Below are 16,721 nucleotides of genomic sequence, written 5' to 3'. Positions count from 1 at the left end.
TTTCCTATTTATATCATATATTTATAATGTGCAGGGCGAACGCTTGAATCCCACCCCTTCCGCCAGTCCCTGCTCCGAGCGCTTGGAAAAGCACCACCACCGCGCCCCATCCACAGACCGGCCTCCTCCTGGCAGCGGGAATCCCGCGCTCATGGCAAGACGCGGGCGGGCAGGGGGCCGGTGGCCGCCGCCTGAGGGGGCGAGGCCCGGCCGGGGCGGCGGGCGCGGCCCGCCAGGACGGACAGGCCCTGCTGGAGCGCGATGAAGACGAACAGCAGCGCACCCGTGGCGATCTTCGCCCACCAGCTCGACAGCGTGCCGTCGAAGGTGATGTAGGTGCCGATCAAGGCCTGGATCATCACGCCGAGGAAGGTGCCGACCATCAGGCCCTGGCCGCCGGTGAGCAGCGTCCCGCCGATCACTACCGCGGCGATGGTGTCGAGCTCGACCCCGACCGCCGAGAGCGAATTGCCCGACGAGGTGTAGAGCGAGAACACGATGCCCGCGAGCCCCGTCAGCGCGCTCGACAGGGTGTAGATCGCCACCGTGCTCGCGCCGGTGCGCAGGCCCATCAGCCGGGCAGAGACGCGGTTGCCGCCGAGCGCGTAGGCGGCCGTGCCGAAGCGCGTCAGGTGCAGGGCGAGGCCGCCGACGAGGAAGACCGCCAGCATGATCGCCGCGATCACGGTGAGCCGGCCGCCGCCGGGCAGGCGCAGGCTCGCCTCGCTCACGGCGGTGTAGAACGGCGCGGTGATCGGGATCGATTCGGTGGAGAGGAGAAAGCTCGCGCCGCGCGCCAGGAACATGCCGGCGAGCGTCACGATGAAGGGCGGCAGGTCGAGGAAGGCGATGATCCCGCCCATCGCCGCCCCGAACGCGGCCGCGATCCCGAGCGCGAGGGCAAAGGCGGCGAGCGGCGGCAGGCCCCAGCGCTCGATGGCGATGGCCAGGAAGACGCCCGTGAAGGCGATCACCGAGCCGATCGACAGATCGATGCCGCCCGACACGATCACGACGGTCATGCCGACCGCGACGATGCCGAGGAAGGCGCTGTCGGTGAGGAGGTTGCCGACGACCCGGGTCGACAGGAAGGCCGGGAACTCCGCGGCGCAGAGTGCGTAGCCCGCCGCGAAGACCAGCGCCGTGACCAGGACGGGGAGATATCGGTTCACGACGGCCTCCGCCGGACCAGCAGGGACAGGCCGGCGAGCCGGGGCGACTGGACGAGAAGCACCGCGAGCACCACCACCGCCTTGACGAGAAGGTTCAATTCCGAGGGCAGGCCCGAGAGCAGGATGCCGGTATTCATCGCCTGGATGATGAAGGCGCCGAGCACCGCGAGCGGCACGCTGAACCGGCCGCCCAGGAGCGAGGTCCCGGCGATCACCACCGCCAGGATCGCGTCGAGCTCGAGCCACAGGCCGGCATTGTTGGCGTCCGCCCCGAGGATGTCGGCGGTGGTGACGAGGCCGGCGAGGCCGGCGCAGAACCCGCTCCAGACATAGACCGAGAGCGTGGTCGTGCGGGTGCTGACGCCGGCGAGCGCACTCGCCCGCGCGTTGGCGCCCGTGGCCTCGATGAGGAGGCCCAGCGCCGTGCCGCGCACGGCCAGCACGGTGACGGCGAGGACGCCGAAGGTGAGGACGATCGGGGCGGGCAGGCCGAACACCGCGCCGTTGCTGAAGGCGGCGAGCCCCGGGGCGCTGAAGGTGACGATGCGCCCCTCGGTGAGGAGCTGCGCGATGCCGCGCCCCGCCACCATCAGGATCAGCGTCGCGATGATCGGCTGGATGCCCAGCACCGCGACGAGGAGGCCGTTCCAGGCCCCGCACAGGATCCCGGCGCCGAGCGAGGCCGCGAGCACCACCGGCAGGGCGTGGCCGTCGGCCAGCGTCGCGGCGACCGCGCCCGCGATCGCCATGACGGCGCCGACCGACAGGTCGATGCCGCGGGTCGCGACGACGAGGACCATGCCGATCGACAGGAGCGCCACCGGCGCGCCCCGGTTGAACACGTCGATCAGGCTGCCGAACAGCCGGCCGCCCTGCATCCTGAGGTCGAAGAATTGCGGCGAGACGAGCCAGTCAACGAGCAGGATCGCCGCGAAGGCGAGGAGCTGCGGGGCGCCGCGGCGGGGGAGGCGGAGAGAGAGGGCATGCATCGGTCAGGCGGCCTCCGCGGCCTCGTCGCCGGCGATCGCCTTGAGGATCGCGGTGACGTCGACGGCCTCGCCCTCGAGCGTGGCGATCTGGGTCCGATCGCGCATCACCACGACCCGGTCGGCGTAGGTGACGATCTCCTCCAGCTCCGAGGAGATGACGACGAGGGCGAGCCCCGCGTCGCAGAGGCGCCGGATCAGCCGGATGATCTCCGCATGCGCCCCGACATCGATGCCGCGGGTCGGCTCGTCGAGGATCAGCACCCGCGGCTCGGTGGCGAGCCAGCGGGCGAGCAGCGCCTTCTGCTGGTTGCCGCCGGACAGCAGGCCGATCGGGCGCTCGGGATCGGGCGGGCGGATGTCGAGCATGGCGATGTAGCGGCGCGCCAGCGCCTCCTGCTCCCGCCGCGGGATCGGGCGGAACGGCCCGCGCCGGGCCTGGAGCGCCAGGACGATGTTCTCGCGGACGGACAGCTCGGCGATGATGCCTTCGGTCTTGCGCTCCTCCGGGCAGTAGCCGAAGCGGTGGCGGATGGCGTCGCGCGGCGTGCGCAGCCGGACCTCCGTGCCGTCGATGCGGGCCCGGCCCGTCTGCGCGATCTCGGCGCCGAAGAGCAGGCGGGCGGTCTCGGTGCGGCCCGACCCGAGGAGGCCGGCCAGGCCCACGACCTCGCCGCGCCGCAGCGTCAGGTCGAAGGGCGCGACGTAGCCGGGTTTCCCGAATTGTTCGAAGTGCGCGACCTCGCCCGCTTCGGTGGCGGCGGATCGGTGCCGGTCCGCAGGACCCGCCTCCTTGGTGGCCTCGCTGAGCTCGCGACCGAGCATCGCCTGGATCAGCCTCATCCGCGGGAGGTCCGCGGTCGCCCAGGAGCCGACGAGCCGGCCGTTGCGCAACACCGTGATCCGGTCGGTCACCGCATAGACCTGGTCGAGGAAATGGGTGACGAAGACGATGCCCAGCCCCTTAGCGGCAAGCCGGCGCATCACGCGGAACAGGACCTCGACCTCGTGCGCGTCGAGGCTCGCCGTCGGCTCGTCGAGGATCAGCACCCGGGCCGACAGGTCGACGGCGCGGGCGATGGCGACGAGGTGCTGGACCGCGACGGAGTAGTCGCCGAGCGGCGCGCTCGTGTCGATCGCGAGGTCGAACTCGGCGAGGATGGCGGCGGCGCGCCGGCGCATCTCGCCGTGGCGCAGGAGGCCGAACCGGGTCGGCTCGCGGTTCAGGAAGAGGTTCTGCGCCACCGAGAGGTTCGGCAGCAGGTTCACCTCCTGGTAGACGGTGGCGATGCCGGCCCCCTGCGCCGCCTCGCCGGAGCGCGGCGCGATGGCCGTGCCGTCGAGCGTCACCGTCCCGGCATCGCGCGTGACGATGCCCGTCACCGTCTTGATCAGCGTCGACTTGCCGGCACCGTTCTCCCCGAGCAGCGCGTGGATCTCGCCCGCCTGCAGCGTGAGATCGACGCCGGCGAGCGCTGGGAAGCCCGCGAAGCTCTTCGTGAGGCCGCGGATCGCGAGGAGAGGGGGGTCGTCAGCTTGGCCTGAAGACATGCTCTAGGTTCCGACAAGGATAGCTCGGGTTTCTCCCTCCCCCCTCTGCGGGGGAGGGTGGCGAGCGTCAGCGAGCCGGGAGAGGGGCAGCGCGACGTTGAAGGATGTGGCGCCCGTCATCACGGTCGCGACCTCTCCGGAAGCGTCGCCCCCTCTCCCGCCCGGCTCTGCCGGGCACCCTCCCCCGCAGAGGGGGGAGGGGGAAACCCGTGCCATCCTTTTCTCTGGACAGCTCTGCCCGAACGCGATGGAGGGATATATACTTAGCTTTTAATCGAGCTTACCAAGCAAATTCCGCCTCAATACCCCAGCCCCTTCTTCGAATCGTACACCGCCTGCGGGTTGTCGGCCGCGGTGAAGAGCTTCGATTCGGTCTGGATCCATTTCGGCGGGGCGGTGCCCTTGGTCTTGTAGGCGATGACGGCGTCGAAGGCCGGGCCGGCCATGTTCGGGGTCAGCTCGACGGTGGCGTTGGCGTCGCCGGCGATCATCGCCTTGAAGATGTCGGGAACGCCGTCGATCGAGACGGTGAGGATGTCCTTGCCGGGCTTCAGGCCGGCTTCCTTCATCGCCTGGATCGCGCCGACCATCATGTCGTCGTTGTGGGCGTAGACCGCGCAGATCGACCGGCCGCCGCCCTCGGCCTTGATGAAGCTCTCCATCACCTCCTTACCCTTGGAGCGGGTGAAGTCGCCGGTCTGGCTGCGTACGACCTTGATGGTGGGCGTGCCGGCGATGGCCTGCTCGAAGCCCTTCTTGCGGTTGGTCGCGACGCTGGCGCCCACCGTGCCCTGCAACTCGACGACGTTGCAGGGTTTCGACCCGACGGTCTTCGCCAGCCAGTCGCCCGCGACCTTGCCCTCATGGACGCTGTCGGAGGTGACGGCCGTGAGATACAGGTCCTTGCCGGAGGGATCGATGTCGCGGTCGAGGAGCACGACCGGGATCTTGGCTTCCCGCGCCTCCTTCAGCACCGCGTCCCAGCCCGTCGCCACCACGGGCGCCAGGAAGATCGCGTCGACGCCTTGCGCCACGAAGGACCGGATCGCCTTGATCTGGTTCTCCTGCTTCTGCTGGGCGTCGGCGATCTTCAGGGTGACGCCCCGCTTCTGCGCCTCGGACTTGGTGACCGAGGTCTCGGCGGCGCGCCAGCCGGATTCGGACCCGATCTGCGAGAAGCCCACCGTCAGCCCGGCCGCCGAAGCGGCGGAAGGGCCGAGGCCCGCGAGGAGCGTGGCGGCGAGAAGAAGGCGACGCGTTGTGGAACGATGCGTCTTGGAACCAAGCGACTTGGCACCGGGCATGGGCGGCTCCCTCGATCGTTGTCGTGGCGCATCTGCGTGCGTGAGCCGAGCATGAGACAGCCGCCCTGGCGAGGCAATAGTCATATTGTAAGATTTTTTGGCAGCGCTGCCCCCGGTCGCAGCCGGAGGGCCGGCGGAGCCCGGGTCACCGCCTGCAGCAGCGCCCGCGCTCCGCCGCCGCGGTCACGAGGCCGCCCGCAGCCGCGCGAAGCCCGCCTCCAGGTCCCGCGTCAGGTCGTCGAGATCCTCCAGCCCGACCTGGAACCGCAGGCCCGGCCCGCCAGGGGCCCAGGGGGCGGCGCTGCGGTAGGGCGCGCAGTCGAACGGGATCACCAGGCTCTCGAAGCCGCCCCAGGAAAACCCCATCCCGAACAGTTCCAGCCCGTCGAGCATCGCCGCGACCGCGGCCTCGGGGCAGGGCTTCAGGATGATCGAGAACAGGCCCGAGGATCCCAGGAAGTCGCGCGACCAGATCGCGTGGCCGGGATCCTCCGGCAGGGCCGGGTGGAGCACCCGGGCGACCTCGGGCCGGTCCTGGAACCAGCGGGCGAGTTTGAGCGCCTGCTCGCCGTGCTCGCGCAGGCGCAAGGGCAGGGTGCGCAGGCCCCGCAGGGCCAGGAAGACGTCCTCGGCCCCGGCGCACATCGAGAACAGGTCGAAGGTCCGCCGCAGGGCCGGCCAGTATTGCGCGTTGGCCGAGGTCAGGCCGAGCAGCAGGTCGGAGCCGCCCGACAGGTACTTGGTGCCCGCCTCGATGGCGATGTCGACCCCGCGCTCGTGGGGCGGGAACAGCAGCGGCGTCGCCCAGGTGTTGTCCATCAGGACGCAGGCGCTGCGGGCATGCGCGGCCTCGGCGATCGCCGGGATGTCCTGCATCTCGAAGCTCTGCGAGCCGGGCGCCTCGGTGAGCACGGCGGCCGTGTTGTCGCGCATCAGCTCGGCGATGCCGGCGCCGATCGTCGGCACGTAATAGGTAGTCTCGACCCCGAAGCGCTTGAGGAACCCGTCGCAGAAGGCCCGGGTCGGGCGGTAGGCGGAATCGGTCACCAGCAGGTGGTCGCCGGCCTTGAGGCAGGACAGGAGCCCGACCGTGACCGCGGCGAGGCCCGAAGGCGTCAGCACCGTGCCGGCGGCGCCGGCGAGCTCGGTCCAGGCGGTCTCGAGGGCGCGGATCGTCGGCGTGCCGGCGGTGCCGTAGGTGTATTCCGCCCGCCGGTTCTGGATCGCGTCGTAGCTCGGAAACAGCACGGTCGAGCCGCGATAGATCGGGGTGTTGACGAAGCCGTGCTGCTGCGACGGGTCGCGGCCGGCATGGACCAGGCGGGTGCGGGTGCCGAGGCGGCTCTTGTCGCGGGGCGGGGTGATGCTCATCGGGCCTCTGGCGTGGGATCGGGCGTCCGGGAAACGGGCAGGGAAACCTGAATGCAGCACATCCCGGGCCGCCCGCCGCCGTCAAGCCTCGACCTGTAGGACGCTAGTTCAGTTGGCAGAACCGGGATCGACCGGGATTGGCCGGTTTTTTGCGGGACAGGTAATTGGCCGGAAAAGGTATTTTGCCCTCCGGCTTATGAGGTGGGCGCCGAGGGGCGCGCAGGTTCAAATGACAGGCGTGGCGCTCGTCACGGCAGACGCGCAAGTTCAATTGTCCTCTGCTCCTGCTAGGGACGAGGCTTGTTGAGCCCCGAGGCTAGGAGGGCGAAACCGCCCTTGCTCAGGCGCGCCACAAACCGCCCATTCTTCCCGTCGAAAGTCGATGTCCCATCGAGGCTCCGACCAGCTGACACTAAGGTTTCCGCGACGCGCTGAATGTCGGAGTTAGACATAGCCTCCTCAGTAACGGCTATTATGAGAGATATAGCCAAAACCAAATCCGAGGGAGAGGCGTGAAAGAAGGGCCTTGCCGTTACAAACAAAACCGGATCGCTAGGCCCTGACGACCACGCACCAACCCGAACGCGAAACACTTCGTATTCGCAAAAATACATAAATCGAGTGTCGTTTCTAGCGGGGCCGCAGGGCATCGGCGTTTGAGCGCCTAATCTAAGCCTATTCTTTTCGGCCGCCGCGCGCATCGCGTTATAGAATTCGCCGTGAGAAGACGGGAATAGTGGCTCAAGCCCATCCGCACTACGCCCAGACGCGTAGCTTGAGGGGGCACCCCAAGCGGCTTGCAGAATAAGGGCGACTGCGAAAATCGCAGCGCGGACCTCTATCAATGATCTATTCTTGAATGATGGCGACATGATCGATGCTCTATACGTAACGTAGGAAACCGCCTACGCGACCAACGATGCGGACTTGGCCGCGCTCCGCAGCAGGCACGACGGCGTCTTCGTAGTGACCGCCCTTGTTGTCGCTGACGATCTTCAGACCACCATCGAGTTGGGGGCGAATGCGCTTGATCAGAACGGCATCTCCATAAGCCAAGGCATAGATCTCTTCGTCGCGAACACGGTTCTGCGATGTATCGACGATCACGAGGTCTTTATCCAGCAGCGTCGGCGCCATCGAATGACCGCTAAGGCGCAGGACGTGCGCGTAGTGAGGGTTGATGCCTACCTCTCGCAAGTAGCGTCTACTGACGGACAGATAGTCCTCGATTTCCTCCCGCGTTGGGATCAAGCCATGACCCGCTGAGCCGTCAATGGTGAGCCGCGGCAGGGCGATAGCATCCTCGCTGCCCTCGACCGGCACAGTGCCTTGCATTAGCTGCTGCCCCATATGTTCTCTTTCCGTTCTCATAACGGATAGAACATTGTCTGGTTTCACGTCAGGGTGGAGCACGCCTTTCGCGAGCCAATCCACAGTTTCCCCTGCGGCCTCGCACAAGCGGAGCAGCGCGAAAAAATCGGGCCTGCTTCGGCCCAACCTCCACGAGGTGAGCTGGTCAATCGAGCCACCCGTTAGGTCGGCAGCGGCCTGCCCGCCGCCAACCCGGTTAATCACGGCCTCCAACCGGTCTCTGAAGCCGCTCGTGAAACCGGGAACCGGCTTCCCGGTTTCCTTTATCGGCCTTGCCATACCTTAAGCCATTGAATTTAAAGCAAGAACTCCCGCAATTCCGCAAAAATACGGATATTGAAGTGGGAACGCGCTTTCCCGCTTTCAAAACCGTAAAATCACGGATACGATCGTTCTACCAACTGTTGCAACGCGACCCGAGAGGCCGGCCTGCCAGCCGGCGGTTCCCAGGAGCCAGAATGTGACCCAGCCTGCGAAAACGCAGCCCGATCGGTGGACCCCCGACCTCATCCGAGACGAGGTCAGGCGCCGTCACCTCTCGCTCCGGGGGATTGCGCTCGCCGCCGGCCTCCACGAGGCGGCCTGTCGCCAGGCCCTTCATGGGATCAACCGGAAGGGCGCCGATGCGCTTGCGGAAGCGCTCAACATCCCCTTCGACAAGCTCTTCCCCGATGGGTTCGTTCAGAGCCGGCGCCAAGCTAGCGTGAAGCAGCTGGCAGAGTCCCGGCAAAAGCGCGCCGCCCCCACTGACAAGATTGCAGCCCGGGCCTGAGCGCCTTGGCAGCCTTAACCACGATCGCTGACGGCCAAGCCTCGCGACGTTCACAGCTCCCCCACCACAGCAGGATCACCCTGTGATGAACGTGCGTACCGTCGACCTTGCATCGGTAGACGTCGGAGGACGCCTGCGCGCCCTCGACCCGGCCTGGGTCAACCTCCTGGCCGAGGAAATTCAGGCGGACGGGCAAGTCCAGCCCATCCGCGTCGTCGAGCGCGGTGCCCGCTTCCAGCTCATCGACGGCGCCCGGCGCGTGGCGGCGTGTCTTCAGCTCGGACGCACCGGCATCGAGGCCGCGATCGAGCCGGAAGCGGCCCTGGCCGACGACGCCTTCGTGCGGCTCGCCGAGATCAAGAGCAACTTCCTGCGCGCCGAGCTGACCATGCTCGAGCGGGCCTATTACGTAGCCGCATGGCGCGGGGTGTACGAGGGCGTCAACGGCACCATCAAGCGAGGCCCAAAGCCCAAGGGAATTCCATTCCAGCGGAATGGAATTCCCGAGGCCGGCAACGACGACGTCGCCGATGCCTTCGTTCTGAGCCTGTCGGAGGCCGCTCAGAAAGCGCTCCAGATCTCGCAGCCGACCATGTCTCGCTACCTGCGGATCGCCTCGATCCCGCCGGAGCAGGGGCACCGCCTGGTCGGCCATGCCTCGGCGAACAGCCGCGCCGAGCTGCTGGCGCTCGCCGACCAGACGGCCGCCCGTCAGGTTTCCGTCATCGACATGCTCACGGCCTCCGAGCCGCGGGCAGCCACGGTGGCGGAGGCGATCATCGCCCTCGACGGCACGCCGGCCGCACCGCGCCTCTCACCCACGGACAAGATCCACCAGACCTTCTCCCGGCTCCCGCCGAAGGATCAGGACCGCTTCTTCGACCTCAACGCCGAGGCGATCGAGCGATGGTCGGCGGCGCGTGGCACCGGTCGTCGAGCGGCCCCCGGGCGGGGAGCGGCGTGATGACGGACCGTCCCACTGAGGCGCGAGCCTGATGCCCCCGCCCCGCGACCCCAATGCCCACGATCTCGCGGCCTACGCGCCCGAGCCGGTCACCGTCGGCTACGGCGGCGACGTAGCGGGTCGCGGAGCGCTCGGGAACGCTCAGGGCTGCGAGCAACTGTTCGTCGCGAAGTACCAGGCCGGCACCTTCGCGATCGAGGCTTGGGTGCGCGAATTGGTGCCGTCCTTCTCCCGCCGGACACTCGCCCGCTGGCGCGCAGAGGCGGCCAAGGACCGCGACGGACTGGCCTTCGATCGCGGTGCCGCCCGCAAGGGCACTGGTGTCCTTGATACCGCCAATGACGGCAAGGTGCGTGCCTGGATCCTCGGACTGATCGCCCACCAGCCGCACCTCTCGGCAGCGCATGTCCGCACCCTCTGCCGGGACGAGTTCGGAGACAAGATCACGGTCCGGGGCAGCACGGTCGCCATGCCGCCCCTGCGCACCTTTCAGGCTGCTTTGAAGGCTCTGAAAGAGGCCGAGAAGGTGGTGCTCACGAAGCTCACCGACCCGGACCGCTTCCGCTCGCACATGCAGCTGTCGGGCTCCGGATCGCTGCGGCACATCGGCGAGCCGAACCAGCTCTGGCAGATTGACGCCTCGCCGGTCGACGCGCTCTGCACAGACGGGCGCCATTCCATCTACGTCTGTATCGACATCGCGACCCGCCGCGGCGTGTTCTACATGTCGCGCACGCCCAGGGCCGAGGCGGTGGGGTTGCTCCTGCGCAAGGCCATCATGGCCTGGGGCGCCCCATCCGAAATCAAGACCGACAACGGCAGCGATTTCGTTGCGAAGTCCACGCAACGCCTGCTGGCCTCGCTCGGCATTACTGCGGTCACCTCGGACGCCTTCTCGCCGGAGCAGAAGGGCCACGTCGAGCGTCTGATCAAGACTTTCCAGCATGACGCGACAACGCTACTCCCGGGCTTCGTCGGGCACAGCGTGGCCGACCGGAAGGCGATCGAGGGCCGGAAGTCCTTCGCCCAACGCTTAGGTGCCGACGACGCCGCGACCTTCGCGGTTCAGCTCACCGCCGCCGAGATGCAGGCCCACGTGGATGCCTGGGCCGAGCTGCATTACGAGCACCGCGCCCACAAGGGGCTCAAGGGTCAGACCCCGGCCGAGGCGGCGGCGCAGGCCTCGCACACGGTGCGCCGGGTCGACGTGCGCGCCCTCGACCTCCTGCTGGCGCCGGCCGCGCGGGGCGACGGCACTCGCGTGATGACGAAGACCGGCATCCACGTCGAGAACCACGCCTACCATTGCGGCGCGATCCTGCCCGGCACCCGCGTGTTCGTCCGGCGCGATCCCCTCGACCTGGGGCGCCTCTACCTGTTCGAGCCCGACGGCGAGACCTTCCTTGGCGAGGCGGTCAACGCCCAGCTCTCCGGCCTGCCGGCGGCGGCCCTGGTCGCAGCAGAGCGCGAGATCCGCGCCGAGGTGCTGGCCGAGCGCACGAAGCAGGTCGAGAAGATCCGCCGCGAGCTGCGCAAGGGGCCGAACCTCGCCCAGCGGGCCCGCAAAGTCTGGGAGCGCGACGCGGCCGGGCGTGCGGCGGAGAAGGCCGACGTGGTGCCGTTCCCGCGGCCCGAGGTTGAGCACACCACCCCGCACATCGCCGCAGCCCGCGACGCCGCGGTCCAGCGCGGGCGCGGGCCGGTGGCAAAGCCCCTCTCGGAGGCCGCCGCGGCGACCCATGCCCGCCTGCGGGAGCAGGCGCGCCAGGCGCCCAATGTCACGCCGCTGCGCCAGCAGGAGACCTCGCGCCAGCGCTTCGCCCGGATGCTCGCGGTGGAGTTGCGGCACGCGGCCGGCGAGGCCGTGGAGCCCGACGAGCTGATCAGCCTCGGGCGCTACCAGGGCACCCCCGAATACGTGGCTCTGCGCAAGATCCACGACCGCGAACAGAAGAAGACCCCGAACAGCGGGGCGTGAATAAAAAAAGGCCCCGGACTTGATCCAGGGCCATCGACAGGAAAATCAGTGAGGCATCAATGAACATGCACGCGACGCCGGTCAAGGGCGGCTCTACCGCTATCCTTAAGAATGTCAGCGCGATGATGACGCTGATCGAGACGGTTCGGCAGCGCCCGGAGCAGTCCGCAGGCTTCGGCCTGTTCTACGGCCGTTCGGGCTACGGCAAGACGGTCGCCAGCACCTACGCCCAGAACGAGGAGAACTGCCTCTACATCGAGGTCCGCGAGTTCTGGACGCGGAGGGATTTCTGCGTCGCCTTTCTGGAGGAGCTGGGCCAGCGCCCGCGCGGCACGATCTCGGCAATGATGCGCGAGATCATCGGGCTCCTCGGCATGGATTACGGCCGCGCCGTCATCATCGACGAGGCGGACAAGCTCATCGACAAGCGGATGATCGAGCTGGCCCGCGACCTCCAGGAAATGACCCGGGCGCCGGTCATCCTCGTCGGCGAAGAGCAGTTGAAGAACAAGCTCCAAGCCTATGAGCGCTGCGACGGCCGCGTGCTGGAGCGGGTCGAGGCGCTGCCCTGCGATGCCGAGGACGCCGGCGAGCTGGCCGGGATGATCGCGCCGGGTATCGACGTCGATTACGAGCTGCTGGACTACATCGTTGCGGAGGCGAAGGGCTCGACACGCCGCGTGGCGAACGCCCTCTACAAGGTCTCGAACCTCGCCCGGAGCCGTAACCTTAACCGAGTGCTGGTGGCGGATTACGCCCAGGGAGGCGTCTGATGCCGCGCAACCTCCGCTTCGAGGTGCCGCCGGGCGGCGTCGTCCTGCGCGGCCAGGACCACTACTGGTCGGTGATCCTCTCCCTGCACCAGCGCGGAGAGGCCTGGACCACCGGCGAGATCGCGGATCGATGCGCCGCGCCGGTCAACCGGGGCGACATCTGCGACTTCGTCGGTCGACTGGTCGCGGGCGGGTTCGCGGCGGCGGACGAGGGCGGGGAGGGACGCTACCGGCTGCTGCGCACCCAGCTCGCCACGCCGTGCCTGCGCCGGGACGGCAAGCCGGGAGAGCAGGGCCGGATCCGCACGGCGATGTGGAACGTCCTGCGCGGGCCGCTGGGGCGCCAGGGCGTGACCGCCCAGGATCTTGCCTTCTATGCCTCGACCGAGAGCCTGACGGTCAAGCACCTCACGGCGCGGACTTACATCACCCACCTGTCCCGCGCGGGCCTGCTGCGGTGTATCCGCCCGAGGAAGCCCGGTGTGCCTGCCCTGTGGCGCGCTCGGGCCGGGCTTGGCCCGCTGCCGCCGGTGATCCTGCGCGGCGAGATCGTGTTCGACCAGAACACGGGCCGGGCCGTCGGGCCCGTCGAGGCGAGCGAGGTGCAGTCGTGACCGGCCGCCCTCGCACCGACTTCCTCGCCCGGGTGCGCGAGAGCTGGCCCGATCCACCCGATTGGGTGGTCGCATTGGCGGAAGCCTGCACGAGCAAGACGCAGGGCGAGGTGGCCCGCCTGATCGGCTACTCCCCCTCCGCCGTCAGCGCCACGCTCGCCAACAAATACACCGGTGACGTCGCCGAGATCGCCGAGCGCACCCGCGGCGCCTTTCTCGGCCAGCACGTCGTCTGCCCGCGCAAGGGCCGGATGCGCCGCGACGTCTGCATGGCGTGGCAGGCCAAGCCCTTCGCTCAGACCTCATCCGACCGCGTGGCGATGTTCCACGCCTGCCGCTCCGGCTGCCCCCACTCCCGCCTGAAGGAGGGTTGAACCATGGACCTCGTCAACCCCATCCTGGGCCTCGAAAAGCTGCTGGAGCTGTTCGAGGACGGTGCCGAGAAGGGCGGCACCTTCGTCGACCAGGCACTGTGCCACGCCGCGGTCGACGGCTTGAGCGACGCGATCCTGGCGATCGCGCAGTTGTGCTCCCGCATGGAGGATGCCGGCCTCCTGGAGCACCACGTGCTCCCGCTGCCGGGCGCGCTGGACCAGAACGTGGTGCCGCTGTCCGGTCCGCGCACCCCGGTCGAGCGCCGCCAGCTCGCCCGCCTCGCCGTCGCGCTCGACCCGGAGGGCCGCGTGGTGCGCCTGCCGACCGCGCTCGCTCGTGAGGTGGCGCGATGAGCGATCATTCCCTCACCGCCCGGCACCTCACCATCCGGCACGTCGCCTTGATCGTCGCCGACGATTACGGCTCGTCGCTCGCGGAGATGCGAGGCTCGCGCCGCAGGAACGAGGACGTCAAGCCGCGCCAGGTCGCGATGTTCTTGGCGCACCGCCTGACCGGACAGTCTCTCCCGGCGATCGGGCGGTACTTCAACAAGGATCACACGACGGTACTGCACGCGGTCCGGGTCGTAGCCGAGGAGGCCGGACGGGATCACGTCCTGGCGGGCCGCCTGCTGGACCTCGAAGAGCGCATCAATACCGCCGAGGTGCGCTTCATGGCCGGCCTTCAAGAGGTGGTTGAGCCTGGGGCGTCGGTCCGTCTCTCGGTCACCCCGACGCGTGACAGCCCGGACACGATCCGCGTGATCGATGCCGTCCGCCATTACGTCGCGAGCCGGTCGGCGCTGGCGCTCGCCCGGCACACGCGGCTGGAGCCCAGTGCCCGCCGCCGGGCGGACGACGACTTCGACGCCCTCGTTAGCACCTACCGCGAATACGCCGACGCCCGGGGGTTGCGATGACCGCCCCAGTGCTTCTCGCCCCGCTCCCCCACCAGCCCCCGAGGCCCCTGATGTTGCCGGTCGACGCCATGACCCTGTCCGTCCTCGACCTGTCGGCCACCCGGCCGGTCCGGGTCGCCGTCGTCGACCCGAACGGCGGCGGCGACATCACCGGCATGGTCAGGAAGGAGCTGTCTGCGACGCACGTGCTCCTGGAGGCCGACGACGGCCTGTCGTTCATGGTGGAGAAGGCCTCGCTCCGCATCCTCCCGCGCGACGAGGTGGCGTGATGCCCGTCGTCTATTGTTCTCGCGACGGCGTCATCGGGATCGGCCGCCGCGCCCCGCGCGGCAGCCTGCCCCTCGTCTCGGCCCGGGGCCGCAATCTGCGCCGCATCGTCGAGGTGGTGGCGCGGCACGCCTACGACGGCCGGACCCTGCTCGTTCCGGGCATCCCGGAGGCGGCCTCCGACGTGGAGGCGCTGGAGGCGGCGCGGTCGTTCCAGGGGCAGGTCACCCGCCGCCTCGCCGATCGGACCGGCCCCGCCGCGACGGGAGGGCTGCCGCTGTGAAAGGCACCCTCACGCCTGTCGAGCAACGGGTCTACGCCCGCATCCGCCGGGACATCCTCACCATCGGCCGGGCGCCGAGCTACGACGAACTCGCCGAAGTCGGCGTCTCGAAGGGCAACGCCCACCGGGTGGTCTCGCAACTGGTCCGCAAGGGCGTGGTGCGGCGCGAGCCGGGGCGCGGCCGCGGCATCCGCCTCGCCCCGACGCCGGCACCCACACCGTCCACCTCGAGCCGGAGGCCGATGCGCAGCTCCTGGCCCTCGCCGCTGCCCGCGACGAGGTCCCGGAGGTCATCATCGCCCGGGCGCTCGCCGACTATCTCAGGAGAGCCGCATGACCGCCCGTCGCGCCACCACCACGGCCGAGCGGCCGATCCAGGCCGGCCAGCGCCGGGCCATCCACGCGATCCGCAGGGACGTCGGCCTCGACGACGCGAGCTACCGCGGGTTGCTCGCCGGTGTCGGCGTCGCCTCGTCGAGCGACCTGACCGAACCACAGGCCGATGCCGTGATCGCTCGTTTAAGGGCGCTTCAAAAGCCCAGGAAGGACCGGGCGGACGGCCCGTTCGCGAAGAAGCTCTGGGCGCTGTGGATCAGTGGCTGGAACCTCGGCGTCATCCGCAACAAGAGCGATGCCGCGCTCCACGCCTTCATCGAGGATCGGTTCGGGGTCTCGCATTCCCGGTTCCTGATCGACCAACACCAGGCGCAGGCCGTGATCGAGGGCGTGAAGGCGTGGCTGGAGCGGTCGGCCGGCGTCGACTGGCCGACCGGCCGGATGGCATCCGGCCCCGCGGCGACCCAGGCGGTGCTGGTGGCGCAGTGGCGGCGCGCGGTCGCCCTCGATGCGGTCGCGGAGTTCCCGCCGGGCGACGACGGCCTGCGGGAATACGCCGGCCAGGTGGTGCATGGGGACCGCAGCCGGTTCAGGTCGGTCTCCGACCCGGCCCTGACGCACGCGCTCTATCGCGTCTCGAACGATCTCGGCGTGCTGATCCGCGCCGCGCAGGCGGCGGGAGGCGACGATGAATAGGCCGCTCCACTGCCTCGACGACGGCGTCTCGCCCCACGTCGTGCGCGACATGCGCGACCGGATCGACCTCCTTGAGGAGCAGGTTCGGCAGTACCGCGAGGCGGCCGAGAGCACGCCGGCCTATCCCGCGGAATGGGGACTGACCCCGAAGGAGACGCGCCTGGTCGCCGCCTTGGTGCGGGCGCGCGGCAACGTGGTGTCCGTGCCCAACCTCATGGTCGCGCTCTACGGCCTGGAGCCGGATGCCGACGAGAAAATCATCGCCACGTTCGTCTGCAAGATCCGCGCGAAGCTTCGGGCGGCCGACGCTGGGATAACGATCCGGACGCAGTGGGGCGAGGGTTTCTTCGTTGAGGCCCCAGACGCCGACCGGTTGTACCGGACCGTGTCCGGGATGCGGGCGGACGGGCCCGACCTGACGGCGGAACTCTCCGATCGGGTCGCTGCGCTTCAGCGTGAGAATACCCGTCTTGCGACCGAACTGGGTGCCATCATCGCCCAGGCCGAGGCGGAGGTGGCCCGCCTCAAGGCCGAGCTGGACGCCGCCGGTCGGGCCGCTGCGCCGGCCGGTCCCGCGCCGGCCGAAGCATCGTCAGGCCAGCGGGTGCGCCGCACCTGGCGCGAACTGGCGGCCAGCCAGGCCGAGACCCGCAACCGCCCCGCTGCCGGTCTCCGGGGGGGCGGTCCACGCGCTGGTCAGGGCGAGGCTCCCATGAGCGCTGAGTTCGACTGCTGCGAATGCGGCCGGCACATCGTGGCGATCGTCGCCACGTCGGTGCCGACCCCGCCACTCTGCGCGCTCTGCCTCACCTGCCCGGGCTGGTTCCGGCATCCGGAGGTCAGGGCTGCGATCGACCCGGGACACGACGGCCTGGAGGTCTGGGAGCGGATCGAGCCCCTGGGAGGTGCCGATGGTCGCCTATAACTTCGATCCACAATTCGTCCCCTACATCCGCAAGGGCAACAAGCGCCAGACCATCCGGGCGGAG

Annotated in this window: 18 protein-coding genes; 12 read left to right on the top strand and 6 right to left on the bottom strand. The window is 69.1% G+C overall.

What is annotated here, in order from left to right:
• Positions 1-149: 149 nt before the first annotated feature.
• From yjfF to F1D61_RS13145, 6 genes are all read right to left on the bottom strand, one after another.
• A complete protein-coding gene (yjfF, locus tag F1D61_RS13170; RefSeq protein WP_203158403.1) occupies positions 150-1,172 on the bottom strand; it encodes a galactofuranose ABC transporter, permease protein YjfF in 1,023 nt (340 codons plus the stop codon).
• The gene (locus tag F1D61_RS13165; RefSeq protein ID WP_203158402.1) at positions 1,169-2,161 is read right to left on the bottom strand and encodes an ABC transporter permease; all 993 of its coding nucleotides are present in this window, start codon (positions 2,159-2,161) and stop codon (positions 1,169-1,171) included. The genes yjfF and F1D61_RS13165 overlap by 4 nt, the downstream gene beginning before the upstream one ends.
• 3 nt (positions 2,162-2,164) lie before the next feature.
• On the bottom strand, positions 2,165-3,709 hold the full coding sequence (locus F1D61_RS13160; RefSeq protein WP_203158401.1) for a sugar ABC transporter ATP-binding protein: 1,545 nt from the start codon (positions 3,707-3,709) through the stop codon (positions 2,165-2,167).
• Between the two features lie 299 nt (positions 3,710-4,008).
• Positions 4,009-5,013 (bottom strand): galactofuranose ABC transporter, galactofuranose-binding protein YtfQ, encoded by a 1,005-nt coding sequence (gene ytfQ / locus F1D61_RS13155; protein WP_203158400.1) that lies wholly within the window; start codon positions 5,011-5,013, stop codon positions 4,009-4,011.
• A 183-nt stretch (positions 5,014-5,196) separates the two neighbouring features.
• On the bottom strand, positions 5,197-6,384 hold the full coding sequence (gene metC / locus F1D61_RS13150; protein ID WP_203158399.1) for a cystathionine beta-lyase: 1,188 nt from the start codon (positions 6,382-6,384) through the stop codon (positions 5,197-5,199).
• Positions 6,385-7,266: 882 nt separating this feature from the next.
• Positions 7,267-7,959, bottom strand: a complete 693-nt coding sequence (locus tag F1D61_RS13145) for a S24 family peptidase (protein WP_246775960.1) — start codon at positions 7,957-7,959, stop codon at positions 7,267-7,269.
• 256 nt (positions 7,960-8,215) lie between these two features.
• Here F1D61_RS13145 and F1D61_RS13140 point away from each other — a divergent pair, with 256 nt between their 5' ends.
• From F1D61_RS13140 to F1D61_RS13085, 12 genes are all read left to right on the top strand, one after another.
• Entirely contained in the window at positions 8,216-8,527 is a 312-nt protein-coding gene (locus tag F1D61_RS13140) for a helix-turn-helix domain-containing protein (RefSeq protein ID WP_203158397.1), read from the top strand.
• Positions 8,528-8,612: 85 nt separating this feature from the next.
• Positions 8,613-9,491: a ParB/RepB/Spo0J family partition protein gene (locus tag F1D61_RS13135; protein ID WP_203158396.1), complete on the top strand. Its 879-nt coding sequence runs from the start codon at positions 8,613-8,615 to the stop codon at positions 9,489-9,491.
• Positions 9,492-9,522: 31 nt separating this feature from the next.
• The gene (locus tag F1D61_RS13130; protein WP_203158395.1) at positions 9,523-11,469 is read left to right on the top strand and encodes a DDE-type integrase/transposase/recombinase; all 1,947 of its coding nucleotides are present in this window, start codon (positions 9,523-9,525) and stop codon (positions 11,467-11,469) included.
• Between the two features lie 122 nt (positions 11,470-11,591).
• Positions 11,592-12,242, top strand: coding sequence for an AAA family ATPase (locus F1D61_RS13125; RefSeq protein WP_203158394.1), 651 nt, complete (start codon positions 11,592-11,594; stop codon positions 12,240-12,242).
• Complete coding sequence (locus F1D61_RS13120; protein WP_203158393.1) at positions 12,242-12,856, top strand: hypothetical protein; 615 nt, start codon at positions 12,242-12,244, stop codon at positions 12,854-12,856. Before F1D61_RS13125 ends, F1D61_RS13120 begins: the two co-directional genes overlap by 1 nt.
• Positions 12,853-13,230, top strand: a complete 378-nt coding sequence (locus tag F1D61_RS13115; RefSeq protein ID WP_203158392.1) for a transcriptional regulator — start codon at positions 12,853-12,855, stop codon at positions 13,228-13,230. Before F1D61_RS13120 ends, F1D61_RS13115 begins: the two co-directional genes overlap by 4 nt.
• A gap of 3 nt (positions 13,231-13,233) precedes the next feature.
• Positions 13,234-13,584: a hypothetical protein gene (locus tag F1D61_RS13110; RefSeq protein ID WP_203158391.1), complete on the top strand. Its 351-nt coding sequence runs from the start codon at positions 13,234-13,236 to the stop codon at positions 13,582-13,584.
• Positions 13,581-14,150, top strand: coding sequence for a helix-turn-helix domain-containing protein (locus tag F1D61_RS35375; protein WP_203158390.1), 570 nt, complete (start codon positions 13,581-13,583; stop codon positions 14,148-14,150). The genes F1D61_RS13110 and F1D61_RS35375 overlap by 4 nt, the downstream gene beginning before the upstream one ends.
• 50 nt (positions 14,151-14,200) lie before the next feature.
• Positions 14,201-14,419: a hypothetical protein gene (locus F1D61_RS13100; RefSeq protein WP_203158389.1), complete on the top strand. Its 219-nt coding sequence runs from the start codon at positions 14,201-14,203 to the stop codon at positions 14,417-14,419.
• Positions 14,419-14,700, top strand: coding sequence for a hypothetical protein (locus F1D61_RS13095; protein WP_203158388.1), 282 nt, complete (start codon positions 14,419-14,421; stop codon positions 14,698-14,700). Before F1D61_RS13100 ends, F1D61_RS13095 begins: the two co-directional genes overlap by 1 nt.
• Positions 14,701-15,033: 333 nt before the next feature.
• Entirely contained in the window at positions 15,034-15,732 is a 699-nt protein-coding gene (locus tag F1D61_RS13090) for a regulatory protein GemA (protein ID WP_203158387.1), read from the top strand.
• Positions 15,733-15,781: 49 nt separating this feature from the next.
• The gene (locus F1D61_RS13085; RefSeq protein WP_203158386.1) at positions 15,782-16,657 is read left to right on the top strand and encodes a helix-turn-helix domain-containing protein; all 876 of its coding nucleotides are present in this window, start codon (positions 15,782-15,784) and stop codon (positions 16,655-16,657) included.
• Positions 16,658-16,721 lie beyond the last annotated feature (64 nt).

The organism is Methylobacterium aquaticum, assembly GCF_016804325.1.
GTDB lineage: Bacteria > Pseudomonadota > Alphaproteobacteria > Rhizobiales > Beijerinckiaceae > Methylobacterium > Methylobacterium aquaticum_C.
This window is presented reverse-complemented; position numbering and strand designations above follow the sequence as displayed.

What these genes read in the sequence shown, in the direction of transcription:
- F1D61_RS13160 (WP_203158401.1), bottom strand. Translation starts at nt 3,709, where the DNA reads ATGTCTTCAGGCCAAGCTGACGACCCCCCTCTCCTCGCGATCCGCGGC.
- F1D61_RS13125 (WP_203158394.1), top strand. Translation starts at nt 11,592, where the DNA reads ATGATGACGCTGATCGAGACGGTTCGGCAGCGCCCGGAGCAGTCCGCA.
- ytfQ (WP_203158400.1), bottom strand. Translation starts at nt 5,013, where the DNA reads ATGCCCGGTGCCAAGTCGCTTGGTTCCAAGACGCATCGTTCCACAACG.
- F1D61_RS13090 (WP_203158387.1), top strand. Translation starts at nt 15,034, where the DNA reads ATGACCGCCCGTCGCGCCACCACCACGGCCGAGCGGCCGATCCAGGCC.
- F1D61_RS13130 (WP_203158395.1), top strand. Translation starts at nt 9,523, where the DNA reads ATGCCCCCGCCCCGCGACCCCAATGCCCACGATCTCGCGGCCTACGCG.
- F1D61_RS35375 (WP_203158390.1), top strand. Translation starts at nt 13,581, where the DNA reads ATGAGCGATCATTCCCTCACCGCCCGGCACCTCACCATCCGGCACGTC.
- F1D61_RS13135 (WP_203158396.1), top strand. Translation starts at nt 8,613, where the DNA reads ATGAACGTGCGTACCGTCGACCTTGCATCGGTAGACGTCGGAGGACGC.
- F1D61_RS13085 (WP_203158386.1), top strand. Translation starts at nt 15,782, where the DNA reads ATGCGCGACCGGATCGACCTCCTTGAGGAGCAGGTTCGGCAGTACCGC.
- metC (WP_203158399.1), bottom strand. Translation starts at nt 6,384, where the DNA reads ATGAGCATCACCCCGCCCCGCGACAAGAGCCGCCTCGGCACCCGCACC.
- F1D61_RS13095 (WP_203158388.1), top strand. Translation starts at nt 14,419, where the DNA reads ATGCCCGTCGTCTATTGTTCTCGCGACGGCGTCATCGGGATCGGCCGC.
- F1D61_RS13120 (WP_203158393.1), top strand. Translation starts at nt 12,242, where the DNA reads ATGCCGCGCAACCTCCGCTTCGAGGTGCCGCCGGGCGGCGTCGTCCTG.
- F1D61_RS13110 (WP_203158391.1), top strand. Translation starts at nt 13,234, where the DNA reads ATGGACCTCGTCAACCCCATCCTGGGCCTCGAAAAGCTGCTGGAGCTG.
- F1D61_RS13100 (WP_203158389.1), top strand. Translation starts at nt 14,201, where the DNA reads ATGTTGCCGGTCGACGCCATGACCCTGTCCGTCCTCGACCTGTCGGCC.
- F1D61_RS13165 (WP_203158402.1), bottom strand. Translation starts at nt 2,161, where the DNA reads ATGCATGCCCTCTCTCTCCGCCTCCCCCGCCGCGGCGCCCCGCAGCTC.